The 16,946-nt window shown below is 63.4% G+C and carries 14 protein-coding genes; 5 read left to right on the top strand and 9 right to left on the bottom strand.

The window, feature by feature from the left end; translation table 11 throughout:
- Nucleotides 1-502 precede the first annotated feature (502 nt).
- Nucleotides 503-2,698 (top strand): TonB-dependent receptor, encoded by a 2,196-nt coding sequence (locus IFT75_RS19550; RefSeq protein WP_192056363.1) that lies wholly within the window; start codon nucleotides 503-505, stop codon nucleotides 2,696-2,698.
- A 300-nt stretch (nucleotides 2,699-2,998) separates the two neighbouring features.
- On the top strand, nucleotides 2,999-3,712 hold the full coding sequence (locus IFT75_RS19545) for a hypothetical protein (protein ID WP_192056361.1): 714 nt from the start codon (nucleotides 2,999-3,001) through the stop codon (nucleotides 3,710-3,712).
- Nucleotides 3,713-3,786: 74 nt separating this feature from the next.
- Here the strand turns inward: IFT75_RS19545 and IFT75_RS19540 are convergent, their stop codons facing one another.
- Entirely contained in the window at nucleotides 3,787-4,068 is a 282-nt protein-coding gene (locus tag IFT75_RS19540; RefSeq protein WP_192056360.1) for a BrnA antitoxin family protein, read from the bottom strand.
- A 196-nt stretch (nucleotides 4,069-4,264) separates the two neighbouring features.
- On the opposite strand from IFT75_RS19540, the gene IFT75_RS19535 reads away from it, so the two are divergent.
- Nucleotides 4,265-4,834: an isochorismatase family protein gene (locus IFT75_RS19535; RefSeq protein WP_192056358.1), complete on the top strand. Its 570-nt coding sequence runs from the start codon at nucleotides 4,265-4,267 to the stop codon at nucleotides 4,832-4,834.
- On the opposite strand, the gene IFT75_RS19530 is transcribed toward IFT75_RS19535, so the two are convergent.
- The 6 genes from IFT75_RS19530 to IFT75_RS19505 all read right to left on the bottom strand — a co-directional run bounded on the left by IFT75_RS19530 (nucleotide 4,747) and on the right by IFT75_RS19505 (nucleotide 11,910).
- On the bottom strand, nucleotides 4,747-5,844 hold the full coding sequence (locus IFT75_RS19530; protein WP_192056357.1) for an ABC transporter ATP-binding protein: 1,098 nt from the start codon (nucleotides 5,842-5,844) through the stop codon (nucleotides 4,747-4,749). The genes IFT75_RS19535 and IFT75_RS19530 overlap by 88 nt on opposite strands.
- On the bottom strand, nucleotides 5,841-6,869 hold the full coding sequence (locus IFT75_RS19525; protein ID WP_192056355.1) for an ABC transporter ATP-binding protein: 1,029 nt from the start codon (nucleotides 6,867-6,869) through the stop codon (nucleotides 5,841-5,843). Before IFT75_RS19525 ends, IFT75_RS19530 begins: the two co-directional genes overlap by 4 nt.
- Nucleotides 6,866-7,753, bottom strand: a complete 888-nt coding sequence (locus tag IFT75_RS19520) for an ABC transporter permease (RefSeq protein WP_122714788.1) — start codon at nucleotides 7,751-7,753, stop codon at nucleotides 6,866-6,868. The genes IFT75_RS19525 and IFT75_RS19520 overlap by 4 nt, the downstream gene beginning before the upstream one ends.
- Before the next feature lie 13 nt (nucleotides 7,754-7,766).
- Nucleotides 7,767-8,717, bottom strand: a complete 951-nt coding sequence (locus tag IFT75_RS19515) for an ABC transporter permease (RefSeq protein WP_122480235.1) — start codon at nucleotides 8,715-8,717, stop codon at nucleotides 7,767-7,769.
- Between the two features lie 60 nt (nucleotides 8,718-8,777).
- Nucleotides 8,778-10,454, bottom strand: coding sequence for a peptide ABC transporter substrate-binding protein (locus IFT75_RS19510; protein ID WP_192056354.1), 1,677 nt, complete (start codon nucleotides 10,452-10,454; stop codon nucleotides 8,778-8,780).
- 121 nt (nucleotides 10,455-10,575) lie between these two features.
- Complete coding sequence (locus IFT75_RS19505; protein ID WP_192056352.1) at nucleotides 10,576-11,910, bottom strand: NAD(P)/FAD-dependent oxidoreductase; 1,335 nt, start codon at nucleotides 11,908-11,910, stop codon at nucleotides 10,576-10,578.
- 138 nt (nucleotides 11,911-12,048) lie between these two features.
- Between IFT75_RS19505 and IFT75_RS19500 the strand changes: the two genes are divergently transcribed.
- The gene (locus tag IFT75_RS19500; protein WP_192056350.1) at nucleotides 12,049-12,852 is read left to right on the top strand and encodes an IclR family transcriptional regulator; all 804 of its coding nucleotides are present in this window, start codon (nucleotides 12,049-12,051) and stop codon (nucleotides 12,850-12,852) included.
- 11 nt (nucleotides 12,853-12,863) lie between these two features.
- Here IFT75_RS19500 and IFT75_RS19495 read toward each other — a convergent pair whose 3' ends face one another.
- Nucleotides 12,864-14,165 (bottom strand): NAD(P)/FAD-dependent oxidoreductase, encoded by a 1,302-nt coding sequence (locus IFT75_RS19495; protein ID WP_192056348.1) that lies wholly within the window; start codon nucleotides 14,163-14,165, stop codon nucleotides 12,864-12,866.
- Between the two features lie 465 nt (nucleotides 14,166-14,630).
- Between IFT75_RS19495 and IFT75_RS19490 the strand changes: the two genes are divergently transcribed.
- Nucleotides 14,631-15,974 (top strand): MFS transporter, encoded by a 1,344-nt coding sequence (locus tag IFT75_RS19490; protein ID WP_213014972.1) that lies wholly within the window; start codon nucleotides 14,631-14,633, stop codon nucleotides 15,972-15,974.
- Between the two features lie 9 nt (nucleotides 15,975-15,983).
- Here the strand turns inward: IFT75_RS19490 and IFT75_RS19485 are convergent, their stop codons facing one another.
- A complete protein-coding gene (locus tag IFT75_RS19485; protein WP_192056346.1) occupies nucleotides 15,984-16,943 on the bottom strand; it encodes a sensor domain-containing diguanylate cyclase in 960 nt (319 codons plus the stop codon).
- Nucleotides 16,944-16,946 lie beyond the last annotated feature (3 nt).

The raw sequence follows: 16,946 nt of genomic DNA, 5'->3' as shown, positions 1-16,946 counted from the left end.
CTGCAGGCTTTTTGGCGCAGCTGGAGCCACTGCTCGCACAACGGGCGCAGATACAGGCGCAGGTTCAACAACGGGCCGTTCCAACCGCTCAACCGGTTGAGGCATCGGAGCCGTGCGCGCCGGCTCCAGATACGCCGCAATCCGCGACCAGTTCATCCCCACTGCCACCACTGGCACCAACAGCCAACACCACCACCCTGGATGCACACGTTGTTGAACACGCGATCGCGGCGCTATGGGCTCGTCGAGCAGGTCGTCTTGAGGGCTCATTTGAATTCCATTTCCCAGACAAAGGTAAAAACACCATCACTGAACTACCTATCGGTAGACCTTTGCCATTCTTTAGAATCACCCCTGCTCTGCACCGTCATGGTGCCGTGTGAAAATCCCCTCAAAAAATCGTTAACGCTTTGTGAAACTCTTGTTAGGATATTCGACTGAGATTCATTCGCACCTGCCAGGAAGGCGCCCCTTAACTTCTATCTTCGTCGGAAATCCTTCCATGGTCCTTCGTTTTCCTTCTCGCCCTACTCTTCTGGCGGTGTGCTGCTCTGTGAGCATCGGCGCCCACGCGGCGGACGCTCTCGTGCTCGATGCCACGTCGATCGACGCGCAAACCAACAAAACCACCAAAGGCGCTTCACCCGATGTGTTTGCCGGTGGCCAAGTCGCGCGCGGTGGGCAGATGGGTGTGCTAGGCAATCAGGACAACATGGATGTGCCGTTTACTCTGACCAGCTACACCTCGAAGCTGATCGAAGATCAGCAGGCGGAGGACGTGGGCGATGTGTTGCTCAATGATCCGTCGGTGCGTCAGTCGTTCGGTTTCGGCAACCAAGCGCAGGTGTTCGTGATTCGTGGTTTGCCGCTGTCGAGCGATGACATTTCCTACAACGGTTTGTATGGGGTGTTGCCGCGGCAGATCATTTCCACTGATGCGGTGGAGCGGGTCGAGGTGTTCAAGGGGCCGAACGCGTTCATCAATGGCGTGAGCCCGACGGGGACCGGGCTGGGCGGCAGTGTGAATCTGGTGCCCAAGCGGGCGGGTGATGATCCTATCCGGCGTTACACGCAGGACATCAGTACCGATGGCCGCGTGGGCGAGCACCTGGACCTGGGCCAGCGGTTCGGCGAGGACAACCGTTTCGGTGCGCGGGTGAACCTGGCGCAGCGCGAGGGTGATACGGCGATCGACGACGAGGCGCAGCGCACCAAGCTGTTTACGCTGGGACTGGATTATCGGGGTGACAACTTCCGCCTGTCTGGCGATTTTGGTTATCAGAAGCAGCGCATCAACAACCTGCGCAACTCGGTGCGCCTGGGCACGATCACGAGCATTCCACGGGCACCGGATGCCAGCCACAACTATGGTCAGGATTGGACCTACAGCCAGACCGAGGACACCTTCGGCATGTTGCGTGGCGAGTGGGATCTCAACGAGGACTGGACGGCCTACGTGGCGGGCGGCGCGAAGCACACGCGTGAGAACGGCGTGTACGGAACGCCGGTACTGACGGATTCGAGCACGGGTGCGGCGACCATCGGCGGGTCGAAGATTCCGCACGACGAAGACAATGCCACGTTCATGACCGGGATCAACGGCAACCTGCAGACCGGGCCGGTCAGCCATCAGATCAGCCTGGGCGCGTCGAGCATCTGGACCGAGCAGCGCAATGCCTATGAGTTCTATCAGTCCACGGGTACCACCAATATCTACAACACCGCCTCGTTGGCGAAGCCGACGGCGGTGAGCTTCGCGGCCGGTGACATGAGCGATCCGGGCATCACCGGCAAGACGCGCAACCGCAGCCTGGCGGTGTCGGATACTTTGGGTTTCTTTGACGACAAGGTACTGGTGACGGCCGGGCTGCGGCGCCAGCAGTTGCTGGTGCAGAACTATGCCTATGAGTCGACCACAGGTGTCGGCGGCTCGCGCACTTCCATGTACGACGAGGCGATCACCACGCCGGTGTATGGCATCGTCTACAAGCCAGTAGAGTCGGTGTCGCTGTTTGCCAACCGTATCGAGGGGTTGTCGGCGGGGCCAACGGCGTCGGGTCAGGTCGTCAACGTGGGTGAGGCGTTTCCGCCGGGGCGCACCAAGCAGGTGGAGGCCGGGATCAAACTGGACAAGCAATCGTGGGGTGCCACGCTGGCGGCGTTTCGCATCGAGCGGCCAACCGATGGTTTCACGCAGAGCTTTGCAACGCCCGGCGGCGGCAGCGTCGATGTGTACGTGCGCGATGGCAAGCAAGTCAATCGCGGGGTCGAGTTAAGTGTGTTCGGCGAGCCGGTGGAAGGCTTGCGCTTGATGGCCGGCGGTACACGCCTGCAGTCTGAGCTCCAAGACACGGCGGGCGGCTTGAACGACGGCAACCACGCCATTGGCGTGCCGACGTTCCAGCTCAATGCAACGGTGGACTGGGACGTGCCGGGGCTGAACGGCCTGGCACTCAACGCCCGTGCCCTGCGCACCGGCGGGCAGTATGCCGACCAGGCGAACACTCTGAGCCTGCCCACCTGGAACCGCTTCGACGCGGGCGCGCGTTACACCTTCAAGGTCGAGCGCAAGGCGGTCACCCTGCGCATGAACGTGGAGAACATCACCGACAAGAACTACTGGGCCTCGGCCAACGGCGGCTACCTGACCCAGGGTGAGCCACGGCTGGTGAAGTTTTCCGGGACGGTGGATTTCTAACGGGTGATGTTTATGGGCGTGGATGATGCAGGAGCAACTCCTGGTCCACGCCCAGCGCGTCGATGCACTGCAGTGCGTTGTATGCGCGTAATGCTTGGCTAACTACCACGTCACACCATTTCAGTTTCGAGTTATTGCCCCGCCCTTCTCTTGGAAAACAGCCCTGTTAGGATGCCCCCCCCTTTTGCTGGCCTGGCAGGACAAAACACCTCCAGCCACATCGGACAGGGTGGCCAACAGCTGGCCATGTTCTGTGACTCAATCTTCATCGATCCCCCGGGTAAGGCTCCAGGTACAGATATGCAATGGTTGAAGGACAAGTACGCGGCTACTTCAGTGGCACATCGGCTTTATATGGTTTCGATAGTTCTAGTCTTCTTGGGTTTGTTACTGTCCAGAAGCTGGGGCACTGCCGCTTTGGATGTGACCAGCATGATCGCTGCTGGCTTCATGATTGCGGGCTTCATCATGTGGTGTCTGCCAGTGGCCCGCTGGATGCGGAAGAAATGGCATAAACCTTTGTACAAGACGCCTATCGTTCTGCTGCACTTGCTGGCACTGCTGGTCGCAACCGGGTTGTCGCGCTTTGCTGTTTCCGAAGCATTGGGCTTGCCGCCGCAGTCTTTCGATCTGACGGTTGGCCTGCTGGCGTTGTTCCACTCCGGAGGCGCTATTGCAGCTGGCATGGTGCTGGTTGCGTGCTATTCGTTCTTCACTGACAGTTATCAGCCTTGGGTGCTGTCGGCGATCAGAACGACTGCCGTGATCGCCGACTTTCACCCCGCCCCGAATTACCCCGGTGTAAGACCCGGCGAGAGAATTCACCCGTTGGATAACGGTTACACGGCCTATGCACAGGAGCAGCCTGACCACAGCATCGTGATCGGCGTCAGGACGCAGGAGAACAGCGCACATGATCAGCCGTTGGCCAATCCCATCCCCTCTCCGGGGCAGGTGATGAAGCCGCTTTTTGAGCGGTTGTCTGTTCCGGTAGAGCCGGGAAAGGCGTCCTGAACGACGCAACAGAACTGCGCTTGCATCGGTGAGAAGCTAGACATGGCCACGACGTCCACTACGAAAACCCGCCGTTAACTCTGCAGATCCGAAGGGTCATGGGTCTTGAGCCAATCCGCCAATGCCGCATTCATGCGCGTCTGCCAACCAGGTCCGGAGGCTCGGAATTCAGCAAGCACGGCAGGTTCGATGCGGATCGAAATACGCTCTCGCACAACACCGGCCTTGGGCCGGCCACGACGGATCACTCGAGTACCTTCGTACTCGTCGGCGCGCTCGAAAAAGGCGTCGGTCAGCTCCGGGGCATCGTCAGGGTCGATCCAGTCGATGTCGGTAGCGGTCTTGTTCTCGCTCATTGGCTTTCCTCATGGAAATGATGCGGCGCACGGGATCCACACCTCGAGGATCACTCGCGCGTGCACAGGCCTGCGGCGCTGAAGATCATAGCTGTTTCAGGTACGCCTGCCACGCATCCCACCCCCACCCCCCATTGAACGCCCCTGCCCCTTACCGCACACTGCCCCCCATTCTTTTCCAATCAAACGGCCTTCCATGAGCGACCAGCCCAACCCGATCCCTCTCATCATCCTCGACGTGCAAGACGCCATCGACCAGCCGAGGTGGAATGGCAAAAGCAACCCCGGCTACCTGGAAACCATTCAGCGGCTGCTGCAGCTTTGGCGTACGAATGGTTGGCCGGTAATGCACGTGAAGCACGATGAACCAACGCCCACATCGACGTACCACACTCACGGGCCGTGGAATGGCATCAAGCGGGAAGTTGCCCCCTTGGACGGTGAACCGGTGATCACCAAACAGCAGAACTGTGCGTTCATTGGCACCGAGTTGGATGCCGTGCTCAAGGCCATGCAGGTGACACGCTTCGTGCTGACGGGCGTGGTCGTTCATAACAGCATGGATGCCACCGTTCGCGCCGGGAAGGCGCTGGGTTACAGCATCACCCTCCCCTCGGACGCCACTACTGCGGTACCCGTGACGGGGGCGGATGGAACCGTTTGGGATGCGGGCACCGTTCATGATCTGACGCTGGCGATACTCGGCAGCGAGTACGCCGAAGTGGTGCTGGCCAGCGATATCGTCGAGGCGCTCGGGCTGGCGTGATCGGTGAGCGGCGAAACCAACTCCAAATCATCCCGAATACACGCCACCCCATGCGCCACCCCCACCTCCCTCAACAGCGGACGATCCTGCGCGCAGGCGGGCAGCACGTACGGGCAGCGGGTGCGAAACGCACATCCCGAAGGCGGTGAAATAGGGCTCGGGATATCCCCTTGCAGCACGATCCGCTGCCGCCGCTGCCCCGGTTCGGGCATGGGGATCGCCGACATCAGTGCTTCTGTGTATGGATGGCGCGGATTGCTGAACAGCTCGCGGGTGGGCGCGATTTCGACGATGCGGCCCAGGTACATCACGGCGACGCGGTCGGCGATGTGGCCGACCACGGCCAGGTCGTGGGTGACGAACAGCATGGTCAGGTTCATCTGTCGGCGGATGCGCGCGAACAGGTTGAGCACCTGGGCCTGGACCGATACGTCGAGGGCGGACACCGGTTCGTCGGCCATGATGAATTCGGGTTCCAGGGTCAGGGCGCGGGCGATGCCGATGCGCTGGCGTTGGCCGCCGGAGAATTCGTGGGGGTAGCGGTCCAGATACTGCGCCGCGAGGCCGACGGTTTCCAGGGCCTGCCCGGCCTTTTCGCGGCGCCCGGCGGCATCGAGTTCAGGGTTGTGGAAACGCAGGGGCATGGCGAGGATTTCGCCGACGCTCATGCGCGGATTGAGGGAGCCGTAGGGGTCCTGGAAGATCATCTGCATGCGCTTGCGATAGGGTTTAAGCAGGCGGTCGTTGAAGGGCGTGATCTCGGTGTTGTCGAAGACGATGTGTCCGTCGGTGGGTGGGTCGAGCATCATCAGGCTGCGGCCCAGGGTGCTCTTGCCCGAGCCGCTCTCGCCCACCAGGCCCAGCACTTCACCACGGGCGATGCTCAGGTCGACGCCATCCACCGCGCGCACCAGGTTGTCGTCGCGGTCGCGGCGGCTGGCGAGAAACGTCTTGCGCACGGGGAAGTGTTTTTTCAGGCCGACGACGTCGATCAGGGGACGTTCTTTCATCGTGCACCTCCGTGTTCGACGGGCAGTTCGCGCCAGCGCACGCAGCGCAGGTCATGGCCCAGTTCGATTTCTTCGAGATCGGGCGCCTGGCTGTCGCAGCGGCCGGCGATGCTGTAGGCGCAGCGCGGGTGGAACGCGCAGCCGCTGGGCGGCGAGCTGGGGTCGGGGACGAAGCCGGCGATGGTGCCCAGTTCACCCTGCGCCAGCCCGGCCTGTTCGAAGCGCGGCACGGCGGCCAGCAGGCCGCGGGTGTAGGGCATGCGCGGCGAGGACAGCACCTGGCTGACGCTGCCCTGTTCGACGATACGCCCGGCGTACATCACCATGACCCGGTCGGCGATTTCCGCCACAACGCCGAAGTTGTGGGTGATGAACAGGATGGCCATGCCGTTCTTCTTCTGCAGGCTGCGCAGCAGGTCGAGAATCTGCGCCTGCACAGTGACGTCCAGTGCCGTGGTGGGCTCGTCGGCGATCAGCACGTCCGGCTCCATGGCCAGGGCGATGGCGATCATAACCCGCTGGCGCATGCCGCCGGACAGCTCGTGCGGGTAACAGTCCAGGCGCTTGACCGGCTCGGGGATGCCGACCTGCTCCAGCAGTGCCAACGCACGGGAGCGGGCGTCGGTCTTGCTCAGCGATTGGTGGAAGCGGATCGCTTCGGCGATCTGGTCGCCCACGCGGTGCACCGGGTTCAGCGAGGTGAGCGGTTCCTGGAAGATCATCGCCACCCGATTGCCGCGCACATGGCGCATCTGCTGCTCGCCCATGGCCACCAGGTCGATGGGTTTGCCGTGGTGGTCGGCAACGATGGCGCTGCCGTCGATACGGGTTTTCGGCGCCTCGGCGAGCAGTTTCATGATGGCCAGACTGGTGACACTCTTGCCTGAACCGCTCTCACCCACCAAGGCGAGGGTTTCGCCGGCGCCGATGGTGAAGTTGATGTCGTGCACCACAGGGACGTAGCCGGCCCCCTTGCGGAAGGCGACGTTGAGGTGCGCCACGGCAATCTTTTCATCTGCGTTCATTTCAGGTCGCTCCTGCCGTCCAGCGCATCGCGCAGGCCGTCGCCGATGAAGTTGAAGCTGGTCACCGCCAGGGTGATGGCCAGCCCGGGAATGATCGCCAGCCAGGGCGCCTTGCCCAGGTACTGCTGGGCGGCGTTGAGCATGTTGCCCCAGCTGGGCAAGGGCGGCTGGATGCCGTAGCCCAGAAAGCTGATATAGGCCTCCAGCAGGATGGCGTTGGCGATGGTCAGGGTGGCCGCGACGATGATCGGGCCGATGGCGTTGGGCATCAGTTCGCGGAACATGATCCAGCGGTTGCTGGCGCCGATCATGCGTGCGGCCAGGGTGAAGTCGCGCTCGCGCAGCGAACGGATTTCAGCCTCGACGATGCGCGAGATTTCCATCCAGCTGGTCACGGCGATGATCAGGGTGATCATCATCGGGCTGGGCTTGGTGAAGGCTGCCAGTACCAGCACCAGGAACACGCTGGGAAAGGACAGGAAGGCATCGACGAAGCGCATCAGGCCGGCGCCGACCCAGCCGCGGTAGTAACCGGCGATGACGCCGATCAGGGTGCCGATGACGATGCTGATGAGCATGGCGCAGAAACCCACCATCAGCGAGATGCGCCCGGCGTTGAGCAGGCGCGCGGCGGTGTCGCGGCCCAGGGCATCGGTGCCCAGGTAGTGATTGCCCGTGAGCGGTGGCGCGAAGCGGTTGCGGATGTCGATGGTCAGGTCGTTGTAGTGCAGCAGGTAGGGGCCGAACACGCAGGCCAGCACCAGCACGGTGATCATCACCACGCCGAGCACGGCCAGCTTGTGGCGCATGAAACGGCGCAGGGTGGGGTTGGCCAGCCACGCCCAACGGGGCGAAGCGGGCAGGTAACGAGTGGCAGTGGTCATCGGCAATACTCCTTCAGGCCAGCCGCACGCGGGGGTCGGCGACGCCTATCAGCAGGTCGGCAAGCAGGTTGCCCAACAGCACCAGCACCGCCGAAAACATCAGAATGCCCATGATCACCGGGTAGTCGCTGTAGCCCAGGCTGTCGAGAAACAGCCGGCCCATGCCGGGCCAGGTGAACACCGTTTCGGTGACCAGCGCGCCCCCGAGGATGGTGGGTATCTGCAGACCGGCCAGGGTGATCATCGGCAGCAGGGCATTGCGAATGACGTGGTGGGTCAGCACGCGGCGATAGGGCACGCCCTTGGCGCGGGCGGTGCGGACGAAGTCCTGGTCGATCACGTCCAGGGTGGCGGAGCGCATGTAGCGGCTCCAGATCGCCACGTTGACCAAGGCCAGCACCAGCACCGGCAGCACCAGGTGAATGGCGTAGTCGCCCAGGGACTGGTCACCGATGGTGTACATGTTGCCCGCCGGCAGCCAGCCCAGGTGCAGGGAGAAAAAGAAGATCGCCACCAGCCCGAACCAGAAGGTGGGAATCGACAGCGCCACCATCGCGCCGACCGTGGCCAGGGTGTCGAACACCGAATAGCGGCGCACCGCGCCCAGTACGCCGACCCAGGTGCCGATGACGATCGACAGCACGGTCGAGGTGCCCATCAGCAGCAACGTCGCGGGCAGGTGTCCGGCAATCACGCTGAGCACCGGGCGGCCGTCGCGAAACGAGTGGCCCCAGTCGCCGACGAACAGGTGGCTGAACCAGTCGATGTACTGCACCAGCAGCGGCCGCTTCAGGCCCAGTTGCTCGGCGATGCGGTCCAGCTCGGCCTGGCTCATGCCGGGGTTGAGGGCGAATTGCGACATGGGCCCGCCGGGGGCCAGGTTGAGCACCATGAAGCCGATCAGCGAAACCAGCACCAGCACCACGGCGCTCTGCCCCAGGCGGTTGAGAATGTAGTTGGGCATGCGTCAGATCCTCTGCGGTACGAACGACGCCCGGCCGTGCGGCCAGGCGTGGGCGTGCATTCAGGTCCAGGACCAGGTGTTGACGTTCCAGGGTTCGATGCGCAGGTTGATGTTGCCGGTGAAGCCCTTGAGGCCCGACTTGTAGCCGCGCACGTAGGTGTACTGGAACAGCGGCAGAATGGGCAGGTCCTGGCGGATGAGGTCCTGCACCTGCACGTACACCGCCTTGCGCTGGGCGACATCCTGCATGGAGGCGCCCTGGGCGAGCAGTTCGTCGACCTTGGCGTTGACGTACTGCGAGTTGTTCTGCCCGGCGCCACCTTTGGCATTGGTCGACTGCGACCCGAAATAGTCGCGGGTATCAGGGTCGGCCCCGGTGAGGAAGTTGTTGCCGACGATCACCGAGTCGAATTTGGACTGCACCCAGTACTCGCCCCACATCACGGCGGGTGGCAGGTTGGAGATTTTCATTTCCACGCCGATGGCCAGCCAGGTCTGCTGGATGAACTGCTGCGCCTGTTCACGGATCTGGTTGCCAGCGGTGGTGGAGTTGGTGAACGACAGGCGCACCCCGCCCTTCTCGCGAATGCCGCCAGCGCCCGGTTTCCAGCCCGCGTCATCGAGCAGTTTGCTGGCCGCTTCGATGTTGAAGCTTTGCTTGGGCAGGTTGGGGTTGTAGTAGGCCGACTGTTGCGGCATGTAGGTTTCGGTGGGCAGCACCAGGCCGAAATACAGCTCGTCGATGATGGTCTTCTTGTCGATGGCCATGTACAGCGCCTGGCGCACGACGGGGTCCTTGAACTGCGGGCACTCCATGTTCAGCGTTACCGATTCGATGGTGGCCACCGGCAGGATCACCACGGTGCGTCCGGCCAGGTCCTTGGCTTCCTCGTAATGGTCGGGGGTGATGCCCTGCATCGCGGTGACGTCGATGTCGCCGGTCTTGAACTGGGTGTAGAGCACGGTGAGGTCCGGGATGTACTTGAAGATCACGCTTTCAAGCTGCGGTTTGGTGCCGTAATAGTCCGGGTTGGCCTTGAGCTGGATATGGTCGCCCGCCACCCGCGTGCCCCACTTGAATGGGCCGGTGCCGATCGGCGCATTGTTGAACGGCGCGGTGTTGACGTCGGCGGCAGCCGAGAGGATGTGCTTGGGCAGCATGAACGTGGACGACAGAATCGACGCGTAGGGCGCGTAGGACTTCTCCATGCGCCAGTGGATTTCGGTGGGCGACACCACGGTGATGTCGCGCAGCAGGTCATGCCCCGCGCGGCGGCCGCTGCGGAAATTCGGCGAGACGATCAGTTCCAGGGTGTACTTCACGTCATCGGCGGTGAAAGGCCGACCGTCGTGCCATTTGGCGTCGCTGCGCAGTTTGATCTTCCACTGCAGGCCGTCGGCGGAGATGCCGCCATTGGCCACGGTTGGCACTTCAGTGGCCAGGGCCGGGATGAATTCGCCCGTGGGCGCAATGCCGAACAGCGGGTCGAACACGTTCCAGTGGATGCCGTCATCCACCTCGATGTGCGGCATGTGCGGGTTGAACACCGTGGGCTCCTGGGACAGGCCGATGATCACCTGACCGGACGGCGGCGCGGCCATGGCCGCGAACGATTGGCTGCTGCGGCCCAACGGCAGCAGAGTCCCCGCAGCACCGATGATGGCCATGGCCAGCGCCTGGCGGCGGGTTGGGTTCAACAGAGCGTTGCTTTTATCCGAGTCATCGCGTTGCGACATGCTGAAGCTCCCACTGTGAGGAAGAAAGGGCAGGTGGCAGGCGCTGGAAAGCGTCAGGGACGCTGGACCCGGGCTCGTTCGGGCGAGCTTCTGAAGGGTATTGCCGGGTGAACGGGTGGCTCTAGAATCCGGAAATGGGCCGTGGGTTGGAGCCGTCGGTGAAGCGCGAGAGACGGAACGCTTGCGGGTCGACGATCGGGGTTTCGCCGGTGACCAGGTTGGCCATCAGCCGCCCGGCCGCCGGGCCGATGCCGAAGCCATGACCGGAGAATCCGGTGGCGATGAAAAAGCCAGGTACGCCCTCCACGGCCGAGATCACCGGCACGGCATCGGGCGTGACATCGATCATGCCGCCCCAGCGCTGCGCGATCCGTACGTTGGCGAACACCGGAAAGGCGCGGGTGAGGCTGGCCAGGGCGCGGTTGGATTGGCGGATCGACGGCACCGGGTCGAGCACGCGGCGGTATTCGAAGGGGCTGGCTTCGTCCAGCGCCCAACGCTTGGGCAGCACCGCTTCCTGGAAGAAACGCTGGCCCAGGCGAAACGACAGGGACTTGTGTTCCTGCTGCAGAGCAGGCCAGAACGGCCGCGCGTAGCGAAAGGAGTCGGGTACGATGTCAGCAATGTTCTCGTGGCCAGAGGCAACCGTGTAGCCACCGTCCTGACGCTTGCGCACGGCAAAATCCATCGCCCAGATGGCTGCTTCCGGACCACCCTGCAGCGGCGTGGTGCGGATCACTGAATTGAGTACCTTGAGCTGGGGCAGGTGCACCTTCAATGGCGAGCAGAACAGGCTCGACCAGGCGCCGCCGGCCAGCACCACGGACGTGCAGGCGATCGGGCCACGCTCGGTGATGACGCCACTGACCCGGCCCGCCGCGCGCTCGATGCCGCGCACCGCGCATTCGGTGAGGATCACCGCGCCCCTGGCCCGGGCCGCTTCGGCAATCGCCGGGGCCGCCTGCTGCGGCTCGGCACGACCGTCGTCGGGGGTGTACAGCGCGCCCTTGATCGGTAGCCGCGCGACACCGGGCAGCAAGCCGGCCAGGTCGGTGCCCGAGACCATCCGCGCACGCACCGGGTACTCGTCCAGGTTGGCCTTCCAGCGCTCGTGTTCGGCGTAGCTTTGATCATCCGCGCAGGTGAAGAGGATGCCGGCGCGGGTGTAGCCGACGTCCTTGCCGATGCGCGCGGCCAGGTCGTTCCAGATGTTCAGCGCATGGGCCATCAACGGCAACTCGCGAGGATCGCGGCGCGAGATGCGCACCCAGCCCCAGTTGCGGCTCGACTGTTCGTGGCCAATGCCGCCTTTTTCGCACAAGGCCACTTTCAAGCCGCGTTCGGCCAGCTCCAAGGCGGTGGATGCACCGACGATGCCGCCGCCGATCACCACCACATCGACTCGGGCCGGCAGGTGTTCATCGCCCTGTACAGGTACTACGCGAGGTCCAGGCATCGGTTGCTGTCATCCCTATGGATCGTGGTGAGAAGGGCCGTGAGGGCCCGGATATTGCACTGCACTTTCCGTGCCTGCCAGACCCAGCCTTGTGCTCGGTGCGGGTTCGGCCATTGTCGTTTCCAGGGAGAGCCACACATGCCCCAAACCGACTCATCCCCAGCTCGTCTGCCGCGCTGCACGACCCAGGGCACGCAAACGCTGGACCGCTCCTTCGACATTCTTCAGGCGATTGCCGCACGCGGCGCGCCGGGCGCGACTATCGAAGAACTCAGCGCCGATACCCAGCTTAGCCGCGCGACCCTGTATCGGCTGCTCAAGGCGATGAAATCCTACGGCTTCGTGCGCCTGCCACGGCTGCGCGGGCCTTACTTCCTGGGTTACCAGTTGCTCAGCCTGGGTGCCCAGGCCGGCAACACCGGCGGCGTGCGCGAGCTCGCCCGCCCAGCCCTGCTGCGCCTGTGCGAAACCTTCCAGGACAGCTTCTTTCTGTTCGTTCAGGATGGCTACTACGCCTTGTGCCTGGAACTGCACGAAGGAGCCAACCCTACCCAGAGCTTTGCCGATTGCGTGGGCGCGCGCGTGCTCAGCGGCGTCGGCCAGGGCTCGCTGGCATTGCTCAGCCACCTGCCCACTGCGGCACGCGCGCAGATTCTGGAACACAACGCACCGCGCCTGCTGCGCGAATACGCCATCAGCGACAGCGCCCTGCGCTCCACCTTCAAGCAGGTGCGCCAACAGGGTTACGCCTGTGGCCTGGCCGATCGCGTGCTGCCGCTGCACACCGGCGTGGCGGTGCCGATCCTGGACGCCGACGCGGCCCCCGTGGGCGCGCTGAGCTGCGCCCTGCCGAGTGTGCGCATGACCCCGCTTTATCAGCAGCGGCTGGTGCAAGCCATGCGCCAGGAAGCGGACCGCATCGCGCAACGGCTCGGGGCTTGAATATGAGCGTGTCATCGGGCGAACCGAGCGAAACGAAACGGCGCGGGATCGACCAAAGGCGCGCTGCCGGTGATCAGGTCCGCCATCAAATGCCCAGCGCCCGGCCCGATACCGAAACCGTGCCCGGAGAAGCCCGTGGCCAGGTAGAAACCGGGCAGGCTCTGCACCTGGTCCATCACCGGCACGATATCGGGCGTGACATCGATCAAGCCGGCCCAGCGCTGCTCGATCCGGGCCTGGGCGAAGATCGGAAACTGCTCGGCAAGCATGCTCAAAGCCTGGTCGAGGTAGGCATCCACCGGCTTGGGGTCATACAGGCGCTGTGTCTCGAACGGTGAAGCCTGGGCATTGCTCCAACGCCGGGGCGTGTTGAGCTCCTGCCAGCTCTGGCGGGTCACGCGCAGGCGGTATTCAGGGTGGTGAGCCCTGACCATGGGCAGAAAATCGGGCAGGTAGCGAAAGCTGTCCGGTACCAACGCCGCGACGTTGGCGTTGCGCAGAGCCACGGTGTAGCCGCCATCGGCGCGCTTTCTGAACGAGACCTTCTCGGTCGCCACCGCGCACTCCGGGCCGCCTGGCAAAGGTGCGGTGCGCATCACCGACCCCAGCACCCGCAGCTGTGGCAGGCGGATACCCAGGTTGCCGCAGAACAGGCTTGACCAGGCACCGGCCGCCAGCACCACGCTGTTGCATCTGATTTCGCCCAGCTCGGTAACCACGGAGCTGATCTTGCCGCCCGAGGTTTCGACACTGCGCGCGGCGCAGCGCACGAACAGCTTCGCGCCGCGTACTCGGGCGCCTTCGGCGATGGCCGCGGTGGCAATGTCCGGCTCGGCGCGGCCGTCGCTCTCGGTGAACAGCGCGCCGGTCCAGGAGGACGGCACCTTGGCCTGCAGGCGACCTTGAATCTGCGCGGTGTCGAGCAGCCGCGCCTCGATGCCCAGCGGTTTCGCCTGATCCAGCCAGGCGACCTTGGCCGCCAGCTCCGCGGCGGACTCGCAGGCGTAGAGAATGCCGGAGCGGGTGAAGCCGGTGTCGTGCTGCAACTTCCCCGCCCAACCGTCCCACAGCTTGAGACTGGCGATAGCCAACGGCACCTCGGCCACATCGCGACCCATGGTGCGCACCCAGCCCCAGTTGCGCGACGACTGCTCATGGGCGATGCCACTCTTTTCCACCAGCACCACCGACACGCCCCGTTCGGCCAGGAAGAACGCGGTGCACACACCGACAATGCCGCCACCGATGATCACCACATCGGCGCTGTCGGGCAGTGAGGTGTCGCTGTCGACGTGGGAAATGAGCGGGTACATGGGACTTCCTGCCGAGGTCGATACCCGAGGTTTACGCTCCGGCACGGCCAACGGCAACCCTTCTGGCAGGGATGCGGCCATGCTCTCACATGCTGAGACGAAGGCATGACCCGGGCTGATTCTGCGATTTTTTTTCAGTCATTTTTTGCAACACCTTAGCCGCCATGAGACGTGGCCTGCGGCCATTACCACCGGGCACGTTGTCGCAGGCAATGCCAGTCCAAGCGGTTGCGCTGAATCGTTTCAGATGCGATAACAAATAGGCAAACGGCACGAAAATCTCGAATAAAGCAGATTAAAGGGCCCATGCACGCCGTACATCGGCGATCCTCATGTGCCCGCCTTCGCCGTTTGTGCCACGCCTTCGTGGCGTTCTCCTGCTCCTGACCGAGCCTGCCTTTCAACCTCATCGAGGCCATTCATTCGGCGCGCCCAAGCGCCGTGCTGCACACAAGGAACGGACCATTGAGCAATCAATCCACTCCGAACACCCCCCTCTCTCGCCTGTGCGACAAGATCGGCATTCCCTATCCCCTGTTCTGGGGCTTCGTCGGCCTGCTGATTTTCATGATCGGCGACGGTGTCGAACTCGGCTACCTCTCCCCTTTTCTCAGCGACCGCGGCATGCCCGACGGTGAAATCGCCATGGTGTTCACGCTGTATGGCGTCACCGTGGGTATCTCGTCATGGCTGGCCGGTGCCCTGTCCAATATCTGGGGCCCGAAACGGGTGATGATGCTCGGGCTGTTGATCTGGAGCGTGTTCGAAGTGTTGTTCCTGATCTACGGCCTGGAAACCCTGAGCTACCAGATGATCTTGCTGACCTATGGCCTGCGCGGCTTTGGCTATCCGCTGTTCGCCTACGGATTTCTGGTGTGGATCGCCGCGGCGACGCCGTCGCGCAAGATGGGCCTGGCCGTGGGCTGGTTCTGGGTGGCCTATGCAGCCGGTCTGCCGACCCTGGGTTCATTGGTGGCGAGCGTGAGCATTCCACTGATCGGTGCGCTGCAGACGTTCTGGCTGTCGTTCGCGCTGGTGGTGGTTGGCGGCGTGATCGGTCTGGTCGGCATGCGTGAGGCCCACGGCCTGCGGCGCCTGGCACCCGAAGGTGAAAAGCCGCTGGTGTCGATGGCCAAGAACGTCACCATCATGTGGTCGCACCCCAAGGTCACGCTCGCCGGTGTGGTGCGCATCATCAATACCTCGTCGATGTTCGGCTTTCTCGTGGTGCTGCCGGGGTTCTTCATGGACACGGTGGGTTTCACCCTGGAGCAATGGCTGCAGCTGCTGACCATCGTCTTCGTGTTCAACATCATCGGCAACATGGGTTCCAGCGTCATCAGCACGCGCATCGGCTACCGCAATACCATCCTCTGGCTGGGTGCGGTGGGCAGCACGATCACCACGCCGCTGTTCTTCTTCATGCCGCAAGCCTTCCCGGATAACTTCCTGCTGGCCTCGGTGTTCGGCGCGCTGTATGGCCTGACGCTCGCGTGCTTCGTGCCGCTGTCGGCACTGGCACCGGCACTGGCGCCCCACAACAAGGCTGCGGCGCTGTCGGTGCTCAGCCTGGGCGCGGGTGCTTCCACCTGGGTGGGGCCTGCGGTGGTGGCGATCTTCAACGAAAGCTTCGGCCTGGAAGGTGTGGTGTGGGCGTTTACCGGCCTGTACGCGTTGAGTGCGGTGCTGACGGTGTTCCTGAAGGATCCGGAGCCGGTGCACGAGCCGTTGTTCAGCAAGGCCAAGCGCCGGATCAAGGTGCGCGCGCCACGCCTGGATTATCGCTGGGCGCATGCCTCGAAAGATTGATCGGCACCGTCAGGGCCGCTCGTAGACGCTTACACGATTGCGGCCGGCGCGCTTGGAGGCATACAGCGCCTGGTCGGCCCATTCGATCAGTTGCTGGTGCTCGTTGCTAGGGTAGCCCAGGTCGGCGACGCCCAGGCTGATGGTGAACCGCACCGGGCCGCTTTCGTGCTCGACCACTTCGGCTTCGATAGCCAGCCGCAGGCGATCGGCCAATATGGCACCGCCCGCCTTATCGGTGTCCGGCAGCAGCACGGCGAACTCTTCGCCGCCGTAGCGTCCGGCGATGTCCGAGTCACGAACCATGGCGCGCAGCACCTGCGCCACGCGCTGGATGACCTGGTCGCCCACCTGGTGGCCATAGGTGTCGTTGACCCGTTTGAAGTGGTCGATGTCGAACATGATCAACGAGGTCGCGTGGCCGTAGCGCCCGTGTCGTGCGTACTCGACCTTGAGTGCTTCCTCCCAGTGACCACGGTTGTACAACCCGGTCAGGCGATCGGTGCTGGAAAGCTTCTGCAGTTGCAGGTTCGACGCCTGCAACTGACGGCGGTTGGTGGCCACGTCGGTCACGTCGTAGATGACCACGCAGATGTGCTTGATCTCGCTGTTGGTGGAGCGCAACGGCAGGATGGTGGTGTTCTGGTACATGAACGCTTCGTGCCCGGTGATCGGCTGATAGTTCTTGAAGCGCACCAGGTACGGGCGTTGTTCCCAGATGGTGAAGGCCGGCGTGCCGAGGGTGACCACGCTGCTGACCTTCTTGCGGAACCACTCGCGGTCGATCTCCGGGAACAGGCTGAAAAAGGCCTGGCCGATGGCGTCCTTGGGTTGCACGCCGGAGCGGTTTTCCATGAAGGTGTTCCAGACCTGCACCTGGTAGTCGCTGTCGAGCACCACCACGCCAACGTCGATGCTCTGCGTGATCGCCAGCAGCCAGTGAAATTCGTCCAGTTCGATAGGTCTGTTCATGGC

Origin of the sequence: Pseudomonas sp. CFBP 8758, assembly GCF_014841725.1 — a bacterium.
GTDB lineage: Bacteria > Pseudomonadota > Gammaproteobacteria > Pseudomonadales > Pseudomonadaceae > Aquipseudomonas > Aquipseudomonas baltica.
Note: the sequence above shows the minus strand (reverse complement) of the source record. Positions and strands in the feature narration are given on the sequence as shown.

Bases quoted from the DNA above. Each gene is read 5' to 3' on its own strand.
- IFT75_RS19550 (WP_192056363.1), top strand. From the start codon at position 503: ATGGTCCTTCGTTTTCCTTCTCGCCCTACTCTTCTGGCGGTGTGCTGC.
- IFT75_RS19520 (WP_122714788.1), bottom strand. From the start codon at position 7,753: ATGACCACTGCCACTCGTTACCTGCCCGCTTCGCCCCGTTGGGCGTGG.
- IFT75_RS19495 (WP_192056348.1), bottom strand. From the start codon at position 14,165: ATGTACCCGCTCATTTCCCACGTCGACAGCGACACCTCACTGCCCGAC.
- IFT75_RS19510 (WP_192056354.1), bottom strand. From the start codon at position 10,454: ATGTCGCAACGCGATGACTCGGATAAAAGCAACGCTCTGTTGAACCCA.
- IFT75_RS19540 (WP_192056360.1), bottom strand. From the start codon at position 4,068: ATGAGCGAGAACAAGACCGCTACCGACATCGACTGGATCGACCCTGAC.
- IFT75_RS19535 (WP_192056358.1), top strand. From the start codon at position 4,265: ATGAGCGACCAGCCCAACCCGATCCCTCTCATCATCCTCGACGTGCAA.
- IFT75_RS19485 (WP_192056346.1), bottom strand. From the start codon at position 16,943: ATGAACAGACCTATCGAACTGGACGAATTTCACTGGCTGCTGGCGATC.
- IFT75_RS19505 (WP_192056352.1), bottom strand. From the start codon at position 11,910: ATGCCTGGACCTCGCGTAGTACCTGTACAGGGCGATGAACACCTGCCG.
- IFT75_RS19545 (WP_192056361.1), top strand. From the start codon at position 2,999: ATGCAATGGTTGAAGGACAAGTACGCGGCTACTTCAGTGGCACATCGG.
- IFT75_RS19525 (WP_192056355.1), bottom strand. From the start codon at position 6,869: ATGAACGCAGATGAAAAGATTGCCGTGGCGCACCTCAACGTCGCCTTC.
- IFT75_RS19500 (WP_192056350.1), top strand. From the start codon at position 12,049: ATGCCCCAAACCGACTCATCCCCAGCTCGTCTGCCGCGCTGCACGACC.
- IFT75_RS19530 (WP_192056357.1), bottom strand. From the start codon at position 5,844: ATGAAAGAACGTCCCCTGATCGACGTCGTCGGCCTGAAAAAACACTTC.
- IFT75_RS19515 (WP_122480235.1), bottom strand. From the start codon at position 8,717: ATGCCCAACTACATTCTCAACCGCCTGGGGCAGAGCGCCGTGGTGCTG.